Genomic DNA, 21,439 nt, shown 5'->3' on the forward strand with positions numbered 1-21,439 from the left:
ATAACAAGCACTCCACTTGAAATTATTATTTATGGGCATATACTCAATAATAAATAGCTATTTTAACTATCAAAAATAATCTATTTCACAAATAAGGAGTTTAAAAATGAGTCATACCCCTGATATTCTCACTAACCCTCTGACTAATAAAGGCACAGCATTTACCTTTGAAGAACGCGCTAAACTCGGCTTAACAGGGCGTTTACCTGCTGCGGTGGAAACCCTTGATGAACAAGCCAAACGTGCTTACGAACAGCTTTCTCGCTATGAAAAACCAATGGAAAAATATATTTTCCTTGATCAATTACATAATCGTAATGAAGTGCTTTACTACCGCCTGCTTACCGAGCATATTGCTGAAATGCTACCAATTGTTTATGACCCAACTGTGGGTGATGCCATTAAACAATGGAGCCGTGATTATCACCGTTCTCGTGCAGTTTATCTGAATGTGAACCGCCCAGAAGATATTCGTGCTTCTTTTGAAACATTAGGGCTTGGTGCAGATGATGTGGATCTCATCGTGTGTTCTGATGCAGAAGAAATTCTTGGTATTGGCGATTGGGGCGTGAACGGAACAGATATTTCTGTCGGAAAACTAGCGGTGTATACAGCAGCTGCGGGCATTGATCCAAGCCGTGTGATTGCGGTGAATTTAGATGTAGGTACAGATAATGAAGCTCTTCTCAATGATCCAACTTATCTTGGTAATCGTCACGCGCGTGTTCGTGGTGAACGCTATGATCACTTAATTAATGAATATCTCAAAGTCGCTTCTGAAATGTTCCCTAACGCTCTATTGCACTTTGAAGATTTTGGCCCTTCCAACGCCCGCCGAATCTTAGTTGAAAATCGTGAGAAATACCGTATTTTCAATGATGATATGCAAGGAACAGGGGCGATAGTTATGGCTGCGGTGATTTCAGGCTTAAAAGTAACAAAGCAGAATTTTGCAGAACAGCGCCTTGTGGTTTATGGTGCTGGTACGGCTGGTACAGGAATGGCAGATCAAATCAGCGCCGCAATGGAACGTAACGGACTTTCACGCGAAGAAGCGAAAAAACGCGTATGGCTGATTGATATTAATGGCTTAGTCACTGATGATATGCCAAATCTGCCTAATTACCAACAGGAATATGCTCGTCCTGCTGCGGAAGTGGCTGATTGGGCGCGTGAAAATGGCAAAATTGGATTGTTAGAAGTGGTAAAACAAGCGAAACCAACCATTTTAATTGGTACATCAACAGATCACGGCGCATTCAGCGAAGAAGTTGTTAAAGCCCTTTGCGCAGGTGTAGAACGCCCAATCTTATTACCGCTTTCTAACCCAACAGAACGTATCGAAGTGATGCCACAAGATGCCGTGCCTTGGTCACAAGGTAAAGCCTTAATTGCAACGGGAATCCCTGTTGATCCTGTGCAATATAACGGTACTACTTTCCATATTGGACAAGGCAATAATGCACTACTCTACCCGGGATTAGGTCTAGGGGTAATTGTATCTGGGGCAAAACAGGTTACAGATGGAATGTTACTTGCTGCTGCCGAAGCCGTAGCTAGCCAAGTGAACCCACAAGATTTAGGTGCATCGCTTCTTCCACCAGTGGATAACTTACGCGCCTCTTCCGCCACTGTTGCGGTTGCCGTTGCTAAACAAGCGGTAAAAGATGGCGTGGCAACAAGACAGAGTGATAACTGGGTGCAAAGCGTACAAGATGCAATGTGGCAAGCGGTTTATCGCTAAATATTATCTATGCCGTCTGATATTTAGACGGCATTTTTACAAAAATGTACCACATCTTATTAATTAATATAAAAAATATCTTGCTAAACTCTTAAAAAATAAATAATTCAAACAGAGGAAAATAATATGCTTTTTCTCACCGCACTTGAAAATATCTTATCTATCGTGCTTATTATTGCATTAGGCTTCTGTTTACGACACAAAGGCTATTTTGCAGATAGCTTTGCTGGTAATATTTCTAAACTAATTATGAATATTGCGTTACCAGCATCTATTTTTGTTTCCGTATTAAGCCACCTTACTCGTGAAAAATTATTTTCTCTATCAGACGGATTAATTTATGGCAGTATCGCAATATTATTAGGCTATATTATTGCGTGGTTAATGAAAAAATTCTTTAATATTCGCGCTGGGCGGAAAGGTGTCTTTATTAATACGATTGTAAACGCTAATACCATATTTATCGGCTTACCATTAAATATTGCATTATTTGGTGAAAATAGTATGCCTTATTTTTTAGTTTATTATGTGTTAAATACAATTTCTACTTGGACATTTGGTGCTTGGCTGATTGCGCAAGATAGTAGCCAACCGCAGCCATCAACACATAACACATTCAGCTGGAAAAAACTTTTACCGCCACCACTACTAGGTTTTCTAGTCGCACTAATATTTTTACTTATCAATATTCCAGTGCCAAATTTTATTCATAGTACGTTAAGCTACATTGGTGCAATGGTTACACCTCTCTCGCTTATTTATATTGGCATCACCCTTTATGATGCAGGGTTAAAAAGTATCAGATTTGATAAAGATACCATTACCGCACTCATCGGTAAGTTTGCTATCGCCCCTGCAATTATGGCGCTGCTTATTTTCCTAGGCAAAGCTTGGCTACCACTGCCAACTATTGAAACACAGACGCTTATTCTGCAATCCTCTGTTTCTGCTCTCGCCATATTGCCTATTCTCGCAAATGAAGCCAAAGGCGATGTATCCTTTGCCACCAATATCGTAACCACAAGCACCCTATTATTTATTCCTATTGTGCCACTTATTGATGCTTTACTTGGGCTTTTAAACTAAATTTAAAAAAAAAAAGCACCGCACTTACAAAAATGCTGTTTAACTTATTCAAACAGCATTTTCCATAATTATTTTTCTAAATAAAAAAATAATTTTATCTTGCAGTCAATCTGCTTTCCTTTTACTCTAACTAAACTACAAATCACCTCAACAAGGAGTTCCTATGGCACATATTTCAACCATTCATTACACTGGAAATTTACACAACGATTTAATCCACTTACAAAGTGGCGACAAAATTTCCACCGATGCCCCAGTGGATAATAACGGCAAAGGCGAAGCATTCTCGCCAACAGATTTGCTTGCTGCCTCGCTCGCGGCTTGTGCAATGACGATTATGGGAATTCGAGCAAGAGATCTTGGCGTAGATTTACAAGGAACACGCATTGAAGTTCAAAAAGAAATGGCACTTAATCCACGTCGAGTAGCGCGCATTATACTAGACTTTTATCTTAGCAAAGATCTCGATGAACGCACGCGAGCAACCTTAGAAGCCGCAGCTCACACCTGCCCTGTTGCCAAAAGTCTCAGTGCAGATTTAGTGCAAGAATTTCATTTTCATTACGAATAATCCACAAAAAGCCTTTCCCGTAGCTGGTGCAACTGATCACGCACTGCAGCGGCTTTTTCAAATTCCAGATCTTGGGCGTGTTTGTACATTTGCTGTTCCAGTTTTTTGATTTGTTGCTGAAGTTCTTTGCTGCTGGTTGGTTGATAAAGTGCGGTGGGTTCTGCCACGGATTTTTGTTTTTGTTTGCTTTTTGCTTTGTTGTTGGTTGCGCCTTGGCCAATATCAAGCAATTCGCCCACTTTTTTGTTCAACGCTTGCGGTACAATGCCGTGTTCTTCGTTGTATTTCATTTGTTTTTCGCGGCGGCGGTTGGTTTCGTTGATGGCTTTTTCCATTGATTTGGTGATGCTGTCCGCGTATAAAATGGCTTTACCATTTAGGTTTCGTGCAGCTCGTCCAATGGTTTGGATTAATGAGCGTTCAGAACGCAAAAAGCCTTCTTTATCTGCATCTAAAATCGCGACCAAAGACACTTCGGGAATATCCAAGCCCTCGCGCAATAAGTTGATTCCCACTAGCACGTCGAATTCCCCTAAGCGGAGATCGCGGATAATTTCCACCCGTTCTACGGTGTCAATGTCGGAGTGTAGATAACGCACGCGCACGCCGTGTTCTTCTAAATAATCGGTCAGATCTTCCGCCATTCGTTTGGTTAATGTGGTTACTAAAACACGCTCATTTTTATCCGCTCTTTGGCGTGCTTCGGAAAGCAAATCGTCCACCTGAATTGCCACAGGGCGAATTTCAATTTCTGGGTCAAGCAAGCCTGTTGGGCGCACTACTTGATCGATAATTTCACTGCCCGATTTTTCTAATTCATAAGGGCCAGGCGTGGCGGAAACATAAATGGTTTGCGGTGCGAGGCGTTCAAATTCTTCAAATTTTAATGGACGGTTATCTAGCGCTGAAGGCAGGCGGAAACCATATTCCACCAAGGTTTCTTTGCGTGAGCGGTCGCCGCGATACATTCCACCAATTTGTGGCACAGTAACGTGAGATTCATCAATAATCAGCAAACCGTCTGCAGGAATATAATCAAACAATGTCGGTGGCGGCTCGCCTTCTTTACGCCCCGATAAATAGCGTGAATAATTTTCAATACCCGAGCAATAGCCCAATTCATTCATCATTTCAATGTCAAACTGTGTGCGTTGGGTAATGCGTTGTTCTTCCAGCAATTTATTTTCTTTGATGAAGTATTCTCGCCGTTGTGCCAATTCCGTTTTAATTTGATCGATGGCTTCTAAAATCCGTTCGCGCGGCGTAACATAATGGGTTTTCGGATAAATTGTGTAACGTGGCACCGCACCAAAATTCGTGCCTGTCAGCGGATCAAAAAGGCTCAGGCGTTCAATTTCGTCATCAAATAATTCAATGCGAATGGCTTGATCATCGGATTCCGCAGGAAAAATATCAATAATTTCGCCCCGCACTCTGAATGTTCCGCGCTGAAACGCTTGATCGTTGCGTGTGTATTGTAGCTCTGCCAATTTCGTCAAAATTTCTCGCTGGTTGATGATCGCCCCTGTTTGCAAATGCAGCATCATTTTGAGATAACTATCAGGATCACCCAAACCATAAATAGCAGAAACGGACGCCACAACGATTGTATCACGGCGCTCTAAAAAAGATTTAGTGGCAGACAGACGCATTTGCTCGATTTGATCGTTAATGGACGCATCTTTTTCAATAAAGGTGTCGCTGCTCGGCACATAGGCTTCTGGCTGATAATAGTCATAATAAGAAACAAAATATTCCACCGCGTTTTCAGGGAAAAAGGCTTTCATTTCCGCATAAAGCTGAGCGGCAAGGGTTTTATTTGGCGCAAGCAACATTGCAGGGCGATTGAGCTTGGCAATCACATTGGCAATGGTAAAAGTTTTGCCCGATCCCGTTACCCCAAGCAGGGTTTGGTGCGCTAAACCATCATTGAGATTTTCACTCAGCTTTTCTATCGCCTGCGGTTGGTCGCCAGAAGGCGAAAAATCAGAATGAAGAATAAAAGGTTTGCTGTGAATTTTGTTACTCATAAAAAAACTGCCTATCCGAAAAGTGCGGTCAATTTTAGCATAATTTTTTACATTCGGCTTAAGCAAAATTTTAAGTTTTACACAGACTTATATTTGTCAAGATTGAAATCTCACAAAATCAAAAAAAATTTTAAAAAAATTTCTAGATTTTTATTAACTTATTGATAAATAAATAAATGCTATTTTACAATCAATTTTATTGCCAATTCGCAAAACCCTAGTTTTTTCAAGGGATCGGCGATTTTTTCAAATTAAAACTCACAGACTTATCCACAGGTGCTGTGGATATAAAAAAAGAACATAATTTTTCAAAATTTTTTTAATTTCACTGTTGACAAAGGAAAGACAGATCATTATCATCTGCGACCAATTCCTTGTGATACAGAATTATTCCTCCTTAGTTCAGTCGGTAGAACGGCGGACTGTTAATCCGTATGTCGCTGGTTCAAGTCCAGCAGGAGGAGCCAATTTTCTCTTTTGGCAGTTTTTATTTGTCTCCTTTTATAAAAGCTATTTCGTTCCAAAAGAGCTTAAAGCCCATATCCTCCTTATGGGCTTTTATTTTTTCTCATCAGCCTTTCATAATAATGATAATATTCGTTACTTTTCATCATTTATAGGACACGCAAATGTTTTTATCTTTTCTCGCTATACTGGTCGGATTGGCGATTTTAGTCTGGAGCGCAGATCGTTTTATTGACGGTGCGGCTTCTCTCGCCAGTTATTTAGGTATGTCGCCTTTGTTAATCGGCATTGTGATTATCGGCTTTGGTACTTCTGCGCCTGAAATTATTGTTTCAGCACTTTCTGCATTAAACCACAGCCCTGGGATTGCACTGGGAAATGCTTACGGCTCAAACATCACCAATATTGCCTTGATTTTAGGGGTAACCGCAATGATTAAGCCGATTATGGTCAATTCACAGGTGCTAAAAAAAGAATTGCCCGTGTTGATGCTAGTTACCCTACTTTCTGCCTTTTTAATTTATGACGCCACCATTTCTCGCCTTGATGCGGTGATTTTACTGGCGGTATTCACCCTCTATATGGGCTGGACAATTTGGCAAGGCACAAGACATTCAGGCGATAGTCTTGAACAAGACATTAACGATGAACTCAAAGAAAAATCACAAATGCCGTTGAAAACTGCAGTGTTGTGGTTAGTGATTGGCTTGGCATTATTAATGGCCAGCTCGCAATTATTAGTGTGGGGTGCAGTGAATATCGCCACCTATTTAGGCGTGAGTGATTTGATTATCGGTTTAACCATTGTTGCCATTGGCACATCATTGCCAGAATTGGCGGCTTCCATTATGGCAGCGAGAAAAAATGAATTAGATCTCGCGGTGGGCAATATTATTGGCTCGAACCTGTTTAACACCCTTGCTGTGGTCGGCATTGCTGGCGCAATCAGCCCAATTCAAGCCACGCCAGAAGTGTTTAGCCGAGATATGCTCGTTATGATTGCATTAACAGGCTTGCTGTTTTTATTTGGTTATGGTTTCAAAGGACGAAATGGGCGAATTAACCATGTTGAAGGATTTGTGCTATTTCTGTGCTATGTAGCTTATAATTCTTTGTTAATTTACACCGCACTTTAAGCTGAACGAGTGATACGATGAAAAGAAAAAGGGGTGAGATTTCACCCCTATTTTTCATCTGAAAGATTATCCGCCAAATAACACTGCGCCACCACGCACAGGCAAGGTTGTGCCATAAAATAATGCTGTCGCAAAGAAAATCACCACAAACCCTGCGATCAATTTCACCGCAATTTCGGCATAAGGGGAATGCTCTGCGCTAACATACCAACGCCCTAATTTCACCGCGGTCTGTCTTGCATATTGCACAATCAAGGCAAATAAAGAAAGCGTAATCCCTGTGCCCACTGCCATCGCCATTGCTGCTGCCATTCCCCATTGATAAAGATCCAGCATATAGGAAAGAAAAAGAATAAAAATCGCCCCTGAGCAAGGCCGCATTCCAATGGTTAAAATCACAAGCAAACGAGATTTAAAATTGGTCGCCTGCTCTAATTGCTGCGAACTCGGCAAGTGTTGATGCCCACAACTGCAACCCTCTGCGTGATCGCTATGCTCACAATGGGATTGCACAAGCTGAACTGGTTTTTCTGAAATCGCTTTTGCCGAAATGGGTTTGATGGCGTGAATTTTTCCCACTGAAATGCTGCGTTTGTTTTGACGAAATTCTCGCAAAAATTTCACCGCACTTTGATAAATCCAATATGCGCCTAGCAAGAACATTAAAATAAAGGCGGATCGCTCAAGCCAAAGTTGGCTCAATTTGAAATAATGGGAAGATAAACGCAAGCCCACCACAATAATGGAGGTCGCCGCCACCGCCACCACGCCTTGCATTAAAGAAGACAACAAGGTGAGCTGAACGCTGGTTTTTAATTTCGCTTGGTGAGTGGATAGATAACTGGCAATGACAAATTTACCGTGGCCTGGGCCGAGTGCGTGCAACACGCCATACAAAAAACTGATAAACATTAAGCCTAAACCTGCTCGCACAGGATATTGTTTAATTTGATGTAAATAACCAGAAATACTCTGGTTAAAGGCTTTTTGCCAGCTGATGGTTTGCCCAAATAAATAAGGTAAGATATAAAACCCTAGCCCTACGAGTAACAGCAATATTACCAGATACTTAAAGCCCTTTTGGGTGCACTTGTTTAATGGCATACAATCTCCACTTTTTGGCTAAACACTTCGCCAAGGGAACTGTCCTCATCACGCTGACTACGATCTAAAGACGCCGCGTATTTACGCACCTTTTCATCAACATTTGGTTCAATCACCTTGCCCGTACATTGGGCAGGAAGTTGTGAAAAATCCACCGCACTTTGTTTATTCAGTATGGGGTTATTCTGCGTTGGATAAGTCATTGCCACAAAATAAGTGGGATCGTATGTCGCTAATTCAAACTGGTTTTCCTTCAGCACTTGGGGCTTAGACAACAAAAAATCAAAATAGTACATCATTTGTGTGCCATTTGACTTCATTCCATAATTTTGCGGCTGTGCTTTGTACTTAATCTTTTTCTTATCTTTATCAAAGAGATAGCTAAAATAATGCTCATTGACAATATTTTTCATTGCTTCATCAATCAACCTTTGCTTATCGCTTGGTTGCGTGGACTGGGCTAAATCATAAATAATACTGGCAGAACTTGGCTCATCAAGCACCCACTGCATCGAAAACCCAACTAACGCCCCTTTTTCCACCAACACCTTACTTTGCATATCAATAAAGGCGTGCGGGTGGGCAACGCTAAGCAACGGAACCAACGTTAAGAGTCCCAAGCATTTTTTGAACATAATCTTCCTTACTAAAACAAAAGAAAGCAAAATCCTACCACTAAATCCAAAGGCAGACAAAATGCCATTTGCTGATTTAAACAACAAAATCTAACAAAAAAACTCTATTTCTGTGATTTATATCAAAAAAATGTAAATTCATCATTTATTTATCAACAGCTTATAGGTAGTATATGTCCTGTCGAGTGATTGCTTGATATTCATAAAGTTCCTAAATAAAATAATCAAAATAAATAGCTAAACTACTTTCCTACCTCCCTTTCGGGAGGTTTTTTTTCGCTTTCAATTCGCAAAAAGGTAAAATCTCAAGTAAAATAACCCGCACTTTTTACAGCTAAGAGAACAATTTATGTCATCACAATTTGTTTATACTATGCACCGTGTCGGTAAGGTTGTGCCGCCGAAACGTCATATTTTAAAAGATATTTCCTTAAGCTTTTTCCCAGGCGCAAAAATTGGTGTGCTGGGGTTAAATGGTGCGGGGAAATCTACCCTGCTGCGCATTATGGCTGGCGTGGATAAAGAATTTGAGGGCGAAGCCCGTCCACAGCCGGGGATCAAAATCGGTTATCTTCCACAAGAACCAAAACTTGATCCGCAACAAACCGTGCGTGAAGCGGTAGAAGAAGCCGTGGCGGAAGTGAAAACCGCGTTAAATCGTTTAGATGAAGTCTATGGGCTTTATGCCGATCCTGATGCGGATTTTGATAAACTTGCCGCCGAGCAAGCCAAGTTAGAAGCCATTATCCAAGCGCACGATGGACATAATCTTGAAAACCAACTTGAACGTGCTGCTGATGCCTTGCGTCTGCCTGATTGGGACGCCAAAATCGAGCATCTTTCAGGGGGCGAACGCCGCCGTGTGGCACTTTGCCGCTTATTGCTCGAAAAACCAGATATGCTCTTATTAGATGAGCCAACCAACCACTTAGATGCCGAATCCGTAGCTTGGTTAGAGCGTTTCTTACACGATTATGAAGGCACAGTAGTTGCCATTACCCACGACCGTTACTTCCTAGATAATGTAGCTGGCTGGATCTTAGAGCTTGACCGTGGTGAAGGCATTCCTTGGGAGGGCAACTATTCTTCTTGGTTAGAACAAAAAGAAAAACGCTTAGCTCAAGAAGCCGCAGCTGAATCAGCTCGCCAAAAATCCATTGAAAAAGAATTAGAATGGGTTCGCCAAAATCCAAAAGGCCGTCAAGCGAAGAGCAAGGCGCGTATGGCTCGCTTTGAAGAGTTAAACAGCGGTGAATACCAAAAACGTAATGAAACCAATGAGTTATTTATTCCACCTGGCCCACGCTTAGGGGATAAAGTGATCGAAGTGAGCAATTTGAGTAAATCCTATGGCGATCGCACTTTGATTGATGATTTATCTTTCAGCATTCCAAAAGGCGCGATTGTGGGCATCATCGGCGCGAACGGCGCAGGAAAATCTACCCTTTTCCGTATGCTTTCAGGGCAAGAGCAGCCAGATAACGGTAGCATCACCCTTGGTGATACTGTGGTGCTTTCTTCCGTGGATCAGTTCCGTGATGAAATGGACGACAGCAAAACCGTATGGGAAGAAGTTTCACACGGGCAAGATATTTTGCGTATTGGCAACTTTGAAATCCCAAGCCGTGCTTATGTCGGACGCTTCAACTTCAAAGGTGTAGATCAACAAAAACGCGTGGGTGAGCTTTCAGGTGGGGAACGTGGACGCTTGCATTTAGCCAAGTTATTGCAAGCAGGCGGTAACGTGCTGTTATTAGACGAACCGACCAACGATCTTGACGTGGAAACCTTGCGCGCCTTAGAAAATGCGATCTTAGAATTCCCTGGCTGTGCGATGGTAATTTCCCACGACCGCTGGTTCTTAGACCGTATCGCGACCCATATTTTGGATTACGGCGATGAAGGCAAAGTCACCTTCTATGAAGGTAACTTCTCAGACTATGAAGAATGGAAGAAGAAAACCTTCGGCGCTGATGCTGTGCAACCCCATCGTATTAAATACAAACGGATTGCGAAATAATTGCATTAAAAAAGGCGAAATGGGGATTTCGCATTTTTCTTTGAAATCAAAATTCTTCATTAATGAAAAACTTTGTTATATGCAATATAAAATTGTAGGTAGCTGTCAATTGCAAATTTAAATATATCGCAAGCCACCTCATGTATACGTCTTCCTTGCATACTTTTGAGCAGTGTCTCCCCTACTCCCACTCAATCGTCGCAGGTGGTTTTCCGCTGACGTCATAAACTACGCGGGAGATGCCGTCTACTTCGTTGATGATGCGGTTGGAGATTTTGCCGAGTAGGTCATAAGGCAGGTGTGCCCAATGTGCAGTCATAAAATCAATGGTTTCTACGGCACGCAGGGAAACAACCCAGTCGTATTTGCGGCCATCGCCCATTACGCCTACGGATTTTACTGGTAGGAACACGGTGAAGGCTTGGCTAACTTTGTAATACCAACCTGAATTATAAAGCTCTTCAATAAAGATAGCATCGGCACGGCGGAGTAAGTCGCAGTATTCTTTTTTGATTTCACCGAGAACACGCACGCCTAAGCCAGGGCCGGGGAATGGGTGGCGGTTGAGCATTTCTGCTGGAAGCCCGAGGGCTAAGCCGATTTTACGCACTTCATCTTTAAACAATTCGCGTAATGGCTCTACCAAACCCAGTTTCATATAATCTGGCAATCCGCCCACGTTGTGGTGAGATTTGATCACGTGCGCTTTGCCCGTTTTGCTCGCCGCAGATTCGATCACATCAGGATAAATTGTGCCTTGTGCTAACCATTTGACGCTACTGAGTTTTTTCGATTCGTCATCAAACACATCAACGAACACTTTACCGATCATTTTGCGTTTTGCTTCTGGATCTGAAATGCCTTTTAAGGCGTTTAAGAAACGATCTTCGGCGTCCACTCGAATGATGTTTAAGCCGAATTTATCGCCAAACATTTCCATCACTTGATCGGCTTCGTTTAAGCGTAATAAGCCGTTGTCCACAAAAACGCAGTGTAGGTTTTTGCCGATAGCTCGATGTAATAATAAAGCAGTAACGGAAGAGTCCACGCCGCCTGATAAACCTAAAATCACTTCGTCATCGCCCACTTGCGCTTTAATGCGAGCCACGGCATCTTCAATGATATTTTCTGGTGTCCAGTTGCGTTCACAACCACAAATGCTCACCACAAAATTGGTTAAAAGGGCTAAGCCACTTTTGGTGTGGGTAACTTCTGGGTGGAATTGTACGCCGTAGAAATGATGGCTCTCATCAGACATCGCTGCAATCGGGCAAGTTGGCGTTGTTCCTGTGATTTGAAAGTGCGGTGGTAATTGAGTTACTTTATCGCCGTGGCTCATCCAAACATCGAGTTTGTGTTCGCCGTCATCTAAACTAGCGAAAAGTGCGGTTGGATTTTGTAAAGAAACGGAAGCATAACCAAATTCACGATGGTCAGAAGTTTCCGTTAAACCGCCTAACTGCATTGCCATTGTCTGCATTCCGTAACAAATTCCTAGCACTGGCACGCCAGCGTTAAACACATATTCAGGCGCGCGCGGGCTGTTTTCTTCCGTGGTGCTTTCCGGCCCACCAGAAAGAATAATCCCTGTTGGGTTAAATTCACGAATTTGTTCCTCTGTTACGTCCCAAGCCCACAGCTCACAATACACCCCAATTTCCCGCACACGACGGGCGATAAGCTGGGTATATTGCGAACCAAAGTCTAAGATTAAAATTTTGTGATTGTGGATGTTGTTCATTTTTATATCGCTATTTTTTTACTTTTAAAGGAAATATGTAAGCATTTCTTAAATTTGAATTTTTATCGGGTTGACGGTTTTTAACAATACTGCCACTCAACTCAACAATCCCCTTGTAAATATAAGTATTAGGTGCTTCATTCTCAAATAAATGTACTTCAACTCCATTCTCTTTTGATTCAGCAAGGGTTTTATTTTGTCTATTAAGTTCTTGATCTCCTTCTAACCCCATTCCAGTATAATAGAAAATATCATTTTCCCATCTATCTCTATAGATCTCCTTGCCATATGTTTTTGTAATTAATACAAGAGTATTAGTTGTATTTGACTTTCTCATTCCACCTTGTGGAGCACATTTAAAAATATGGCATAATTCTTCGTTAGTAAATTTGTTATCTACTTTTAGATTTTTCATATCATTAACCCATTCTATAATTCGGCGCTTCTTTGGTAATGGTAACATCGTGGACGTGGCTTTCTTTGATGCCAGCACCGCTGATGCGTACGAATTGCGCTTTAGTGCGCAGATCTTCAATGGTCGCGCAGCCTGTTAAGCCCATACAAGAACGTAAACCGCCCATTTGTTGGTGGATAATTTCTTTTAAATAGCCTTTATATGGAATGCGTCCCTCAATGCCTTCTGGCACCAGTTTATCGGCGGCGTTATCGCTTTGGAAATAGCGGTCGGACGAGCCTTTGCTCATTGCGCCTAAGGATCCCATTCCACGGTAAGATTTAAAGGCACGTCCTTGGAATAATTCGATTTCCCCCGGTGCTTCTTCTGTGCCTGCGAACATTGAACCCACCATTACGCAACTTGCGCCAGCGGCAATAGCTTTGGCAATGTCGCCGGAATAACGGATACCGCCGTCAGCAATAACAGGAATGCCGCGATCTTTTAAGGCTTCGGCCGCATCGGCGATAGCAGTGATTTGCGGTACACCTACGCCTGTTACAATACGCGTGGTACAAATTGAGCCAGGGCCGATACCAATTTTCACCGCACTTGCACCAGCATCAGCAAGGGCAATCGCGCCTTCTGCTGTCGCCACATTGCCTGCAATAATTGGCAAATCAGGATATTTCGCGCGAGTTTCACGCACACGTTGCAACACGCCTTCGGAATGTCCGTGGGAAGAGTCAATTAACAACACGTCCACGCCAGCTTGCACAAGGGCTTCGATACGTTCTTCATTACCTGTGCCAGCACCTACTGCCGCGCCCACGCGTAAACGACCGAATTCATCTTTACAAGCGTTAGGTTTTTGTTCGGTTTTTTGGAAGTCTTTTAAGGTGATCATTCCTTTTAATTTGAAATCATCATTCACTACTAGCACTTTTTCTACACGGTGTGCGTGCATTAGGCTGAAAATTTCTTGGCTAGATGCGCCTTCTTTTACGGTAACTAAGCGATCTTTGGGCGTCATCAGATCCGCAACGGTTTTATTCATATCTTTCACAAAACGCGTATCGCGCCCTGTGATAATGCCTTCTAACGCGCCTTGGCTGCTCACCACAGGGAAGCTTGCAAAACCATTTTTCTTCACGATTTCCGCTAATTCGCCAATGGTTAAATCTGGGGTAACTGTGATAGGATCGGAAACAATGCCGCTTTCAAATTTTTTCACTTTACGCACGCGATCCGCTTGGCGTTCAATGCTCATATTTTTATGAATGAAACCAATACCGCCTTCTTGCGCAAGGGAGATGGCAAGTTTCGCTTCGGTAACGGTATCCATTGCGGCAGAAAGCATTGGGATATTTAAACGAATGGTTTTGGTTAATTGCGTGGATAAATCGGCAGTGTTTGGTAGCACGGTGGAATGTGCTGGAACGAGAAGGACATCATCAAACGTGAGGGCTTCTTTTAATACGCGTAGCATAGCAATATTCTCTCTGTAGAAGGGAAAATCCCTAAGGTTAATATGAAAAAAGGGTAAAAAATATTGCGGCGAGATTATACAGAGTTTATGCTGATTTGGGAATGGCAAACCGCAAATATTTTTTGTATTTAAAAAAATTCGCTACTTCTATTTTATAAAAGGAAAGAAAAAGAAATGTTTGAGCTTTTAACCTTGTTGGCAGACGGCAAGAAAAATTCTCGCCAAAATTTGACCGCACTTTTACATTGTGATGAAACGCAACTCAATGCTCATATTCAGGCGCTAAGCGAACAGGGCATAAAATTTGAACTAAACGGTGATGAAATCCAGCTCAAGCCAGAATTGCCCTTGCTTTCGGCGGAGAAAATAGAGCTACGTCTTGCGCCTTACCCCGTGCTGGTCAAACCTGTGATTCATTCCACAAATCAATTTTTATTAGAACAGATTGAGCAGCTAGAAAAAGGGCAGCTTTGCTTGGCAGAATATCAATACGCAGGGCGTGGGCGGCGAGGGCGTGATTGGCTTTCGCCCTTTGCTGGGCAGATTATTCTTAGCTCCTACTGGACATTTCCACCGCATATTTCGCTGAATGGGCTGAGTTTAGTTATCGGCATTGCCATTGCAGAAACCTTGCAAGCCTTTGGCGCGCAAAGCATCGGGTTAAAATGGCCGAATGATGTGTTATTGCAAGGGCGAAAGCTGGCGGGAGTGCTGGTGGAAATTGCTAATCGTAAGAATGGCTTGCTGAATTTGATTATTGGCATTGGCATTAACCTTGCCTTGCCGAAGCAGGCTAATATTAATCAACCTTGGGCAGAATTACGAGAAATTCTACCGCACTTTGATCGCGATGAAATCATCATCGCGCTAGTGCAGCGACTTTATCATTATCTCGATCTCTTTGAACAAAAAGGAATGGTATTTTTTCATTCACGCTGGGCGGAATGGGATGCTTTTCTTAATCAGCCCGTGAGCTTAATCAGCGAAAATGCGAGCCAACACGGCATTGAGCGTGGCATAGACAGCGAAGGCTACCTGTTATTAGAAACGGAACAGGGCCTTGTGCGATTTAATGGCGGCGAAGTGTCGCTACGGCGAAAAGCGTAAAAGCCGAAAGATAAAATAAAAGGGGAAGGCTGTTTATGCTTCCCCTTATTTTTCAAATATCGTTAAATCACCTTTTGCGCTTTCGTTAAATCACCTTTTGTACAAGGGCTGAAATATCTTCTGCAAAACGTTCTTGCGCTGCCATTTGCTCAATTTGTTGCGGTGAATATTTCTTGCCGTTATACACCACCACAATGCTCACATCGTCAGGTTGCAGAAAATGGCTCGTGCCGAATTCAGTATAACGGGTTGCACCAATGCTAATGATCGCTTGTGTTGGATAATTGGCTTTTTTCAGCAAATCAGCGATATGATTCATCGGGCCGAAATCAGGCTGATTATTCATTTGTCCCACAATCCAATCAAGCAATTTTTGATGAAAATAGCTGTATCCTAAAGCGGGGCTATCCACGCCATAAGCATTCATTTCGCCATCACGCTTATGAAAGCAAGCAATGCGATAATCATCAATTTCACTGCCTAAGTCAAAGGACGTAAGCGGAATTGTTGTCGCCGCCAAGCCCTTGGTTTCCTCGCCCCAGTTTTTCTTTTCACAAATTTTATTGGCATTAGGACGGCGGATCGAACAATCGTTATAAGCCGCAAAGGCGTAAGGCAAAAGTGCGGTAACTTTTTCGCCAGAATATTGCACTTCACACAACAGAGCGATTTCAGGCTCAATCTGTAAATTATCCGCTCCCGCTTGCGGAAAACGAATATATTCGGCACTTAACGGATTGACCGCCAAAAAGTCATAGTCACCTAAGTTTTCTGCAGGCACATAAAAAGGAAAAATCGCTTTGGGCTGGTGGGTTTCTGCCGTTTTCACTTGGGCAAAATCCTTTGCCTCACCCGCTTGTTCCAAATGCCCTGCAAAATTGCCTGCCACGCCAAGGCCGATAACATTTTTTATCATTTTCTTGCTCCTTTTATCTTGATGACATATTCAAATCCTACAAGGTTATAAGGAATTTTCAAGGGGAAATTTCAGGGAGGAAATGATCTATTATTTTGATAAAATAAAAGCGAGAAACTCTCGCTTTTATCTTTTAAATTAGGCAGTTAAATCTTTAATTTGCGTTGTTGGCGCGTTGTTCATTACTGATTTCACCCCATTTTTTGCCCCTTCTTGAGAAGCATAATATTGGCTGCGTCCGATTTCTTGATGATTTTTAGCTTTCAATACGAAATAAGGTTTCTCATTTTTCGCCACGCGGAACTCAAAATTCGCCTCATCGCTACCATTTTTTTGCACAGATTCAATGCCATTTAGCGCAGACGCTTTGGTTTTATATAATTCACTGGTCAAGATAATTTGCGAGTTTGCCGCATAAAGGTTAAACATAAATTGACCATCACTTGCTTTTTTCAATTCATACCAGCCTAAAGCCATACTATTTTCCTTCTTAATGAATCGTGGGATATTCCACCAGTTCATCATAAGCTTTTTTTCTGTTTTTTCAATGGATTTATTAGAGTACCTTAATGACCTTAACTCAACTAACTAGACCCTATTACTAAAACTAAAAGAAAGAGAAACAAATTCAAGTTTATATCCTATAAAGCGCTAGGAATATAAAATTAAAAAGCAGAACTTTTATCCTATATCTCTCATTCTATTTAGCTGTATCACTTCAAACTACGAATTTTATTAATCACATTGCTGCTCGAAAAGCCGTTTTCGAAGTTTAGCACTTTGACCTCACCGCCGTTGGCGATAACTTCTTTGCCGCCTGCGATTTCTTCTGGTTTGTAATCACCGCCTTTGACTAACAGATCAGGCAACACTTCGCTGATTAAACGTTGCGGAGTATCTTCGCTAAATTCCACTACCCAATCTACTGCGGCAAGCCCTGCAAGTACAGCCATTCTGGCTTCCAGTGGGTTGATTGGGCGGCTTTCGCCTTTTAAGCGTTTCACGGAAGCATCGCTGTTTACTGCGACAATTAAACGATCGCCGAGCTTGCGGGCGTTATCTAGATAAGAAACGTGGCCGGGGTGAATAATATCAAACACGCCGTTGGTCATTACGATTTTTTCACCGCGCTGCTTGGCTTGCGCCACCGCTTCTTTAAGTTGTTGTTCGTTCATCACGCCAAAGCCAGTGGTTGTGCGTCCGTGAATGGCGTTTTCTAATTCTACGTTCGACACCGTAGAAGTCCCTAATTTACCCACCACAATGCCTGCGGCAACATTGGCTAAATAGCAGGATTCTTCAAAGCTGCGGCCATCTGCCAATGCCGTTGCTAACACGCTGATCACCGTATCCCCAGCACCGGTTACATCAAACACTTCTTTCGCTTCTGTTGGCAGGTGGAATGGTGGTTGATCTGGGCGGAGTAGGGTCATTCCTTTTTCTGAGCGAGTAACCAATAAGGCACTTAATTCAATATCTCGGATTAATTTTAAGCCTTTTTCCACAATGTCATCTTCGCTATGGCATTTGCCTACCACCGCTTCAAATTCTGACATATTTGGGGTTAATAGAGTTGCACCGCGGTAGCGTTCAAAATCGGTGCCTTTTGGATCAATTAGCACTGGCACGTTGGCTTGGCGGGCAATTTGGATCATTGCTTGTACTTGATTAAGTGTGCCTTTGCCATAATCAGAAAGGATCAAAGCGCCGAAATTTTGCACCGCACTTTGTAATTTTGCTAATAATGAATCGCTTTCTACGTTATGAAAATCTTCTTCAAAATCAAGGCGTAATAATTGCTGATGACGAGAAAGTACGCGTAATTTGGTGATGGTTGGGTGGCTGGCTAATTGCACGAAATTGCAATCAATGTTTTGCTTTTCTAACATTGTTGAAAGCGCCGAGCCTGCCTCATCTTGCCCTGTTAAACCGAGTAATTGCACTGGCACATTGAGCGAAGCAATATTCATTGCCACGTTTGCCGCACCACCTGCGCGCTCTTCATTTTCTTGCACACGCACCACTGGCACAGGGGCTTCAGGGGAGATGCGATTAGTTGCACCAAACCAGTAGCGATCTAACATCACATCGCCAAGAACAAGCACTTTCGCTTGTTGAAATTGAGTAGAATATTGCGCCATTTTGACCTCATTCTTTTCCATTAAATGACAAATTTTTGCAGATTTTACCATAGGATAAATGCTATTTACTAAAATTTCCGCTAAACTACCGCTTTGATTAAACCAATTTTAACGAACAGCTTTCTTTTAGTTATGGCAAATTCATCACTTCCAAGATTTCAACGTGCATTTCTCGCCCCAAAATATTGGGGATTTTGGATTGGTTTAGCCATTTGGCGGCTCATTCTTTTCTTGCCTTATCCCCTTTTGTTAAAGATAGGGAATGGATTAGGCTGGCTATTTTCTAAGTTAAGCGTTGGCAAGCGGCGAATGAAAATCGCTAAGCGAAATCTTACTCTTTGTTTCCCTGATTATAGCGAACAGAAAATTGATGACATTGCGCAGGCTAATGTGAAAGCCACGGGAATGGCGATTATTGAAACAGGAATGGCGTGGTTTTGGTCGGATAAACGGATCAAAAAATGGTCGAAGGTGGAAGGCATTGAATACCTAAAAACCTACCAAAAAGACGGCGTGATTCTAACGGGCGTGCATTTTCTTACCCTTGAGCTAGGGGCAAGAATTTTAGGGCTTTACACCCCCGGCATTGGGGTTTATCGCCCAAACGATAATCCACTAATGGATTGGCTGCAAACTTGGGGACGACTACGCTCTAACAAAGATATGCTTGATCGCAAAGATTTACGCAATATGATCAAAGCATTACGCCGTGGTGAAATTATTTGGTATGCGCCCGATCACGATTACGGGCGGAAAAATGCTGTTTTTGTGCCTTTCTTCGCGGTGAAAGATGCTTCCACCACAACGGGCAGTTATTATTTATTGAAATCTTCCCCAAATAGCAAAGTGATTCCTTTTGCGCCATTACGCAACGCGGACGGCTCAGGCTACACCGTGAAAGTATCCGCCCCCGTAGATTTTTCTGATGTCAATACTGAAATTGACATTGCCACTCGAATGAATCAAGTGGTTGAACAAGAAATCTTGCAAGGCGTGGAACAATATATGTGGCTGCACCGGCGTTTCAAAACCCGTCCAAATGAAAGTGATCCAAGTTTGTATGATTAGAAAATAAAAGGGTGAAATAATGTTTTCACCCTTTTTCATAGACATTACCCATTAAAGTGCGGTGGGATTTTCAGAAGTTTTTATACCTTAAAGAACGGTTTCTTCCAACTCATCAGCCATTGCAGAAAGGATTTCTCGGGAAAGAATGGCGAGTGAGCGGTAGAAAGGAAGATTGGCTTGTGTTTCCACAGCGGATAAAAATTTGCTTGCACAAGGTAGAAGAAACTCGGCGAATAAGGTTTTTTGGGCCTCTGTGGAATCAAGATTGTCTTCAATCCAAGAGGCGGTGAGAAAAATGAGAGGAAAACCCACCGCACTTTGTTCTACCTCAGGCATTCCTCGCTCTTGACGAAAGGCAAGAAAATCCGCGGGATCAATGTCATAAGTTGCAAGATCGGTTTTCACTAAGGGATTTTCGCCACCAAATAAGCGTTGGTATTCTTGATCGAGCAAGGCTAAGTCGATCTTCATTTGCAATGCGGCTAACGCTTGCTCGCTTTGCTTATCGGTTTCCAATGCCCAAAGGGCATTGAGCGGTTGTTGGTGTAACCAAGCAAAGACATTTTGCAAGGTGGCATCTTGCGGTGAGCGGTAAAACAGATTGCCGAATAAGCGGCTAATAAGAGAAAAATGGTTCAGGCTGTTTTCGTTGCTCATTATGGGGTTTCCTTACTGTTTGAGATTTCTTTTGCGGATAAAAGTGCGGTCAAATTTTGCGTTGTAATTTTCGCGGCGTCATCAAGCATTTGCTGGCGCGTCTTGTCATCAATAATATGAATATCGCCAAAGAATTTATGCTGAATATCGGTAATACCACAAAAATTAAATAAGCCGTCCACCAAGCAATCACGCAAGGATTTATCAATGCCAAGCTGTTGATATTTCTCAACATTACTGCCAATGGTGATAAACTGTTGCATTTTTTTGCCTTGCAATAAGCCGACAGATTGTCCGTCTTCTGTTTTATACGCAAAGCCGTGGCTCAGCACGCGATCTAAATAGCCTTTCAAAATTGCAGGAAAACCCATCCACCATAGGGGATAAACGAGAGTGATCAAATCTGCCTCACGAATGAGCTGATGTTCTTCGCGAATTTCTGCGGGAGTAATGCCTTGATTTGCCCCTTGTAATTCAGCCCACGAAATGACGGGATCAAAATTTAGTTGATACAAATCACGCACTTGGGTTTCCACTTTGAGCGCTCGGCTGGCGTTCAAAGTGCGGTCTAAGATGCTGCGATTAAAGCTGTCTTGCCCATTTGGGTGGGCGAAAATAATTAAATGTTTCATTGTGCTATTCTACTTTCTTAACAAATAAGGTGATCCCTTCCACGTTATACACTTCAATGGCATCGCCAACATGCAGGTGCTTGCCTTGAATTCGCCAAGTGGTGTCGCCAAAATGACCACGCCCAATGCCGTTTTCATTGATTTCTTGCACGATACCTTTTGTGCCGAGCATTGCGTGATCCCGTTGGTTTAATGAAGTGTGCGATTGATCTTGGAGATCTTTGCCGTGTTGGTATTTCCACCAAGAAAAACTTAAAATAATGGCTAAAATGGCATAGCCAATCATTAAAAAGGTTAAGGATAAGGTGACAAATAATGCCATTACGCCTGCGATAATAATTGCCGCCAAACCCCACCAGAGCAAAAATACGCCCGGAATGAGAATTTCGGCAATTAATAAGCCAAAGCCTAAAATAAGCCAGTGCCACACTGACCAAGTTGCGAGCCATTCCATACTTATCCCCTTAGTTTATATTTAAAGGGGCAATGCCCCTGATATTGAT

General features: G+C 42.5%; 19 protein-coding genes and 1 tRNA gene. 8 read left to right on the plus strand and 12 right to left on the minus strand.

Translation table 11 applies throughout. The features are described 5' to 3' along the window. Nucleotides 1–106 precede the first annotated feature (106 nt). From ACNAV8_RS09410 to ACNAV8_RS09420, 3 genes are all read left to right on the plus strand, one after another. Nucleotides 107–1,744, plus strand: coding sequence for an NAD-dependent malic enzyme (locus tag ACNAV8_RS09410; protein ID WP_103855660.1), 1,638 nt, complete (start codon nt 107–109; stop codon nt 1,742–1,744). Between the two features lie 126 nt (nt 1,745–1,870). Further along, nucleotides 1,871–2,830: an AEC family transporter gene (locus tag ACNAV8_RS09415; protein ID WP_415777620.1), complete on the plus strand. Its 960-nt coding sequence runs from the start codon at nt 1,871–1,873 to the stop codon at nt 2,828–2,830. A gap of 163 nt (nt 2,831–2,993) precedes the next feature. Next, nucleotides 2,994–3,401 carry an OsmC family protein gene (locus ACNAV8_RS09420; RefSeq protein ID WP_103855122.1) on the plus strand — a complete coding sequence of 136 codons (408 nt, stop codon included), beginning with the start codon at nt 2,994–2,996 and terminating at the stop codon, nt 3,399–3,401. On the opposite strand, the gene uvrB is transcribed toward ACNAV8_RS09420, so the two are convergent. After that, entirely contained in the window at nt 3,392–5,431 is a 2,040-nt protein-coding gene (gene uvrB, locus ACNAV8_RS09425) for an excinuclease ABC subunit UvrB (protein ID WP_103855121.1), read from the minus strand. The two genes, ACNAV8_RS09420 and uvrB, sit on opposite strands and share 10 nt — an antisense overlap. A gap of 391 nt (nt 5,432–5,822) precedes the next feature. Here uvrB and ACNAV8_RS09430 point away from each other — a divergent pair. Together ACNAV8_RS09430 and ACNAV8_RS09435 are read left to right on the plus strand one after the other, a co-directional pair. Beyond that, nucleotides 5,823–5,898, plus strand: a tRNA-Asn gene (locus tag ACNAV8_RS09430). A 162-nt stretch (nt 5,899–6,060) separates the two neighbouring features. Next, the gene (locus ACNAV8_RS09435; RefSeq protein ID WP_415777621.1) at nt 6,061–7,032 is read left to right on the plus strand and encodes a calcium/sodium antiporter; all 972 of its coding nucleotides are present in this window, start codon (nt 6,061–6,063) and stop codon (nt 7,030–7,032) included. Between the two features lie 66 nt (nt 7,033–7,098). On the opposite strand, the gene zevB is transcribed toward ACNAV8_RS09435, so the two are convergent. Together zevB and ACNAV8_RS09445 are read right to left on the minus strand one after the other, a co-directional pair. Beyond that, entirely contained in the window at nt 7,099–8,136 is a 1,038-nt protein-coding gene (gene zevB, locus ACNAV8_RS09440; RefSeq protein ID WP_103855119.1) for a zinc transporter permease subunit ZevB, read from the minus strand. Next, on the minus strand, nt 8,127–8,771 hold the full coding sequence (locus tag ACNAV8_RS09445) for a DUF1007 family protein (RefSeq protein WP_103855118.1): 645 nt from the start codon (nt 8,769–8,771) through the stop codon (nt 8,127–8,129). The genes zevB and ACNAV8_RS09445 overlap by 10 nt, the downstream gene beginning before the upstream one ends. Before the next feature lie 349 nt (nt 8,772–9,120). On the opposite strand from ACNAV8_RS09445, the gene ettA reads away from it, so the two are divergent. Beyond that, entirely contained in the window at nt 9,121–10,791 is a 1,671-nt protein-coding gene (gene ettA / locus ACNAV8_RS09450; protein ID WP_415777622.1) for an energy-dependent translational throttle protein EttA, read from the plus strand. A gap of 181 nt (nt 10,792–10,972) precedes the next feature. Here the strand turns inward: ettA and guaA are convergent, their stop codons facing one another. From guaA to guaB, 3 genes are read right to left on the minus strand one after another with little or no spacing between them, the layout of a single operon-like run. Then, on the minus strand, nt 10,973–12,532 hold the full coding sequence (gene guaA, locus ACNAV8_RS09455) for a glutamine-hydrolyzing GMP synthase (protein ID WP_103855888.1): 1,560 nt from the start codon (nt 12,530–12,532) through the stop codon (nt 10,973–10,975). Between the two features lie 10 nt (nt 12,533–12,542). Beyond that, complete coding sequence (locus ACNAV8_RS09460; RefSeq protein WP_415777623.1) at nt 12,543–12,947, minus strand: HNH endonuclease; 405 nt, start codon at nt 12,945–12,947, stop codon at nt 12,543–12,545. Nucleotides 12,948–12,951: 4 nt separating this feature from the next. Then, nucleotides 12,952–14,415: an IMP dehydrogenase gene (gene guaB, locus ACNAV8_RS09465; RefSeq protein ID WP_103855887.1), complete on the minus strand. Its 1,464-nt coding sequence runs from the start codon at nt 14,413–14,415 to the stop codon at nt 12,952–12,954. A gap of 174 nt (nt 14,416–14,589) precedes the next feature. Between guaB and birA the strand changes: the two genes are divergently transcribed. After that, complete coding sequence (gene birA / locus ACNAV8_RS09470) at nt 14,590–15,522, plus strand: bifunctional biotin--[acetyl-CoA-carboxylase] ligase/biotin operon repressor BirA (RefSeq protein WP_415777624.1); 933 nt, start codon at nt 14,590–14,592, stop codon at nt 15,520–15,522. An 85-nt stretch (nt 15,523–15,607) separates the two neighbouring features. On the opposite strand, the gene ACNAV8_RS09475 is transcribed toward birA, so the two are convergent. The 3 genes from ACNAV8_RS09475 to hldE form a co-directional block, all read right to left on the minus strand. Beyond that, on the minus strand, nt 15,608–16,438 hold the full coding sequence (locus ACNAV8_RS09475) for a DUF5718 family protein (protein ID WP_415777625.1): 831 nt from the start codon (nt 16,436–16,438) through the stop codon (nt 15,608–15,610). Nucleotides 16,439–16,576: 138 nt separating this feature from the next. Next, a complete protein-coding gene (locus ACNAV8_RS09480) occupies nt 16,577–16,915 on the minus strand; it encodes a YegP family protein (RefSeq protein ID WP_103852704.1) in 339 nt (112 codons plus the stop codon). A gap of 236 nt (nt 16,916–17,151) precedes the next feature. Further along, nucleotides 17,152–18,579, minus strand: a complete 1,428-nt coding sequence (hldE, locus tag ACNAV8_RS09485) for a bifunctional D-glycero-beta-D-manno-heptose-7-phosphate kinase/D-glycero-beta-D-manno-heptose 1-phosphate adenylyltransferase HldE (protein WP_103855890.1) — start codon at nt 18,577–18,579, stop codon at nt 17,152–17,154. Nucleotides 18,580–18,711: 132 nt separating this feature from the next. Between hldE and ACNAV8_RS09490 the strand changes: the two genes are divergently transcribed. Next, on the plus strand, nt 18,712–19,647 hold the full coding sequence (locus tag ACNAV8_RS09490) for a Kdo(2)-lipid IV(A) acyltransferase (RefSeq protein ID WP_103855889.1): 936 nt from the start codon (nt 18,712–18,714) through the stop codon (nt 19,645–19,647). An 87-nt stretch (nt 19,648–19,734) separates the two neighbouring features. Here the strand turns inward: ACNAV8_RS09490 and ACNAV8_RS09495 are convergent, their stop codons facing one another. Genes ACNAV8_RS09495 through ACNAV8_RS09505 form a run of 3 tightly spaced genes read right to left on the minus strand, consistent with a single transcriptional unit; the run spans nt 19,735 to nt 21,390 of the window. Beyond that, complete coding sequence (locus tag ACNAV8_RS09495; protein WP_103855886.1) at nt 19,735–20,304, minus strand: TorD/DmsD family molecular chaperone; 570 nt, start codon at nt 20,302–20,304, stop codon at nt 19,735–19,737. Then, nucleotides 20,304–20,936 carry an NAD(P)H-dependent oxidoreductase gene (locus tag ACNAV8_RS09500; protein WP_415777626.1) on the minus strand — a complete coding sequence of 211 codons (633 nt, stop codon included), beginning with the start codon at nt 20,934–20,936 and terminating at the stop codon, nt 20,304–20,306. Before ACNAV8_RS09500 ends, ACNAV8_RS09495 begins: the two co-directional genes overlap by 1 nt. A 4-nt stretch (nt 20,937–20,940) precedes the next feature. Beyond that, complete coding sequence (locus tag ACNAV8_RS09505) at nt 20,941–21,390, minus strand: NfeD family protein (protein WP_415777627.1); 450 nt, start codon at nt 21,388–21,390, stop codon at nt 20,941–20,943. Between the last annotated feature and the right edge of the window lie 49 nt (nt 21,391–21,439).

The organism is Avibacterium endocarditidis (genome assembly GCF_965138825.1).
GTDB classification, from domain to species: domain Bacteria; phylum Pseudomonadota; class Gammaproteobacteria; order Enterobacterales; family Pasteurellaceae; genus Avibacterium; species Avibacterium endocarditidis.

Excerpts from the sequence above, each read along its gene's own strand:
- ACNAV8_RS09410 (WP_103855660.1), top strand. The coding sequence starts at position 107 with ATGAGTCATACCCCTGATATTCTCACTAACCCTCTGACTAATAAAGGC.
- ACNAV8_RS09415 (WP_415777620.1), top strand. The coding sequence starts at position 1,871 with ATGCTTTTTCTCACCGCACTTGAAAATATCTTATCTATCGTGCTTATT.
- ACNAV8_RS09420 (WP_103855122.1), top strand. The coding sequence starts at position 2,994 with ATGGCACATATTTCAACCATTCATTACACTGGAAATTTACACAACGAT.
- uvrB (WP_103855121.1), bottom strand. The coding sequence starts at position 5,431 with ATGAGTAACAAAATTCACAGCAAACCTTTTATTCTTCATTCTGATTTT.
- ACNAV8_RS09435 (WP_415777621.1), top strand. The coding sequence starts at position 6,061 with ATGTTTTTATCTTTTCTCGCTATACTGGTCGGATTGGCGATTTTAGTC.
- zevB (WP_103855119.1), bottom strand. The coding sequence starts at position 8,136 with ATGCCATTAAACAAGTGCACCCAAAAGGGCTTTAAGTATCTGGTAATA.
- ACNAV8_RS09445 (WP_103855118.1), bottom strand. The coding sequence starts at position 8,771 with ATGTTCAAAAAATGCTTGGGACTCTTAACGTTGGTTCCGTTGCTTAGC.
- ettA (WP_415777622.1), top strand. The coding sequence starts at position 9,121 with ATGTCATCACAATTTGTTTATACTATGCACCGTGTCGGTAAGGTTGTG.
- guaA (WP_103855888.1), bottom strand. The coding sequence starts at position 12,532 with ATGAACAACATCCACAATCACAAAATTTTAATCTTAGACTTTGGTTCG.
- ACNAV8_RS09460 (WP_415777623.1), bottom strand. The coding sequence starts at position 12,947 with ATGAAAAATCTAAAAGTAGATAACAAATTTACTAACGAAGAATTATGC.
- guaB (WP_103855887.1), bottom strand. The coding sequence starts at position 14,415 with ATGCTACGCGTATTAAAAGAAGCCCTCACGTTTGATGATGTCCTTCTC.
- birA (WP_415777624.1), top strand. The coding sequence starts at position 14,590 with ATGTTTGAGCTTTTAACCTTGTTGGCAGACGGCAAGAAAAATTCTCGC.
- ACNAV8_RS09475 (WP_415777625.1), bottom strand. The coding sequence starts at position 16,438 with ATGATAAAAAATGTTATCGGCCTTGGCGTGGCAGGCAATTTTGCAGGG.
- ACNAV8_RS09480 (WP_103852704.1), bottom strand. The coding sequence starts at position 16,915 with ATGGCTTTAGGCTGGTATGAATTGAAAAAAGCAAGTGATGGTCAATTT.
- hldE (WP_103855890.1), bottom strand. The coding sequence starts at position 18,579 with ATGGCGCAATATTCTACTCAATTTCAACAAGCGAAAGTGCTTGTTCTT.
- ACNAV8_RS09490 (WP_103855889.1), top strand. The coding sequence starts at position 18,712 with ATGGCAAATTCATCACTTCCAAGATTTCAACGTGCATTTCTCGCCCCA.
- ACNAV8_RS09495 (WP_103855886.1), bottom strand. The coding sequence starts at position 20,304 with ATGAGCAACGAAAACAGCCTGAACCATTTTTCTCTTATTAGCCGCTTA.
- ACNAV8_RS09500 (WP_415777626.1), bottom strand. The coding sequence starts at position 20,936 with ATGAAACATTTAATTATTTTCGCCCACCCAAATGGGCAAGACAGCTTT.
- ACNAV8_RS09505 (WP_415777627.1), bottom strand. The coding sequence starts at position 21,390 with ATGGAATGGCTCGCAACTTGGTCAGTGTGGCACTGGCTTATTTTAGGC.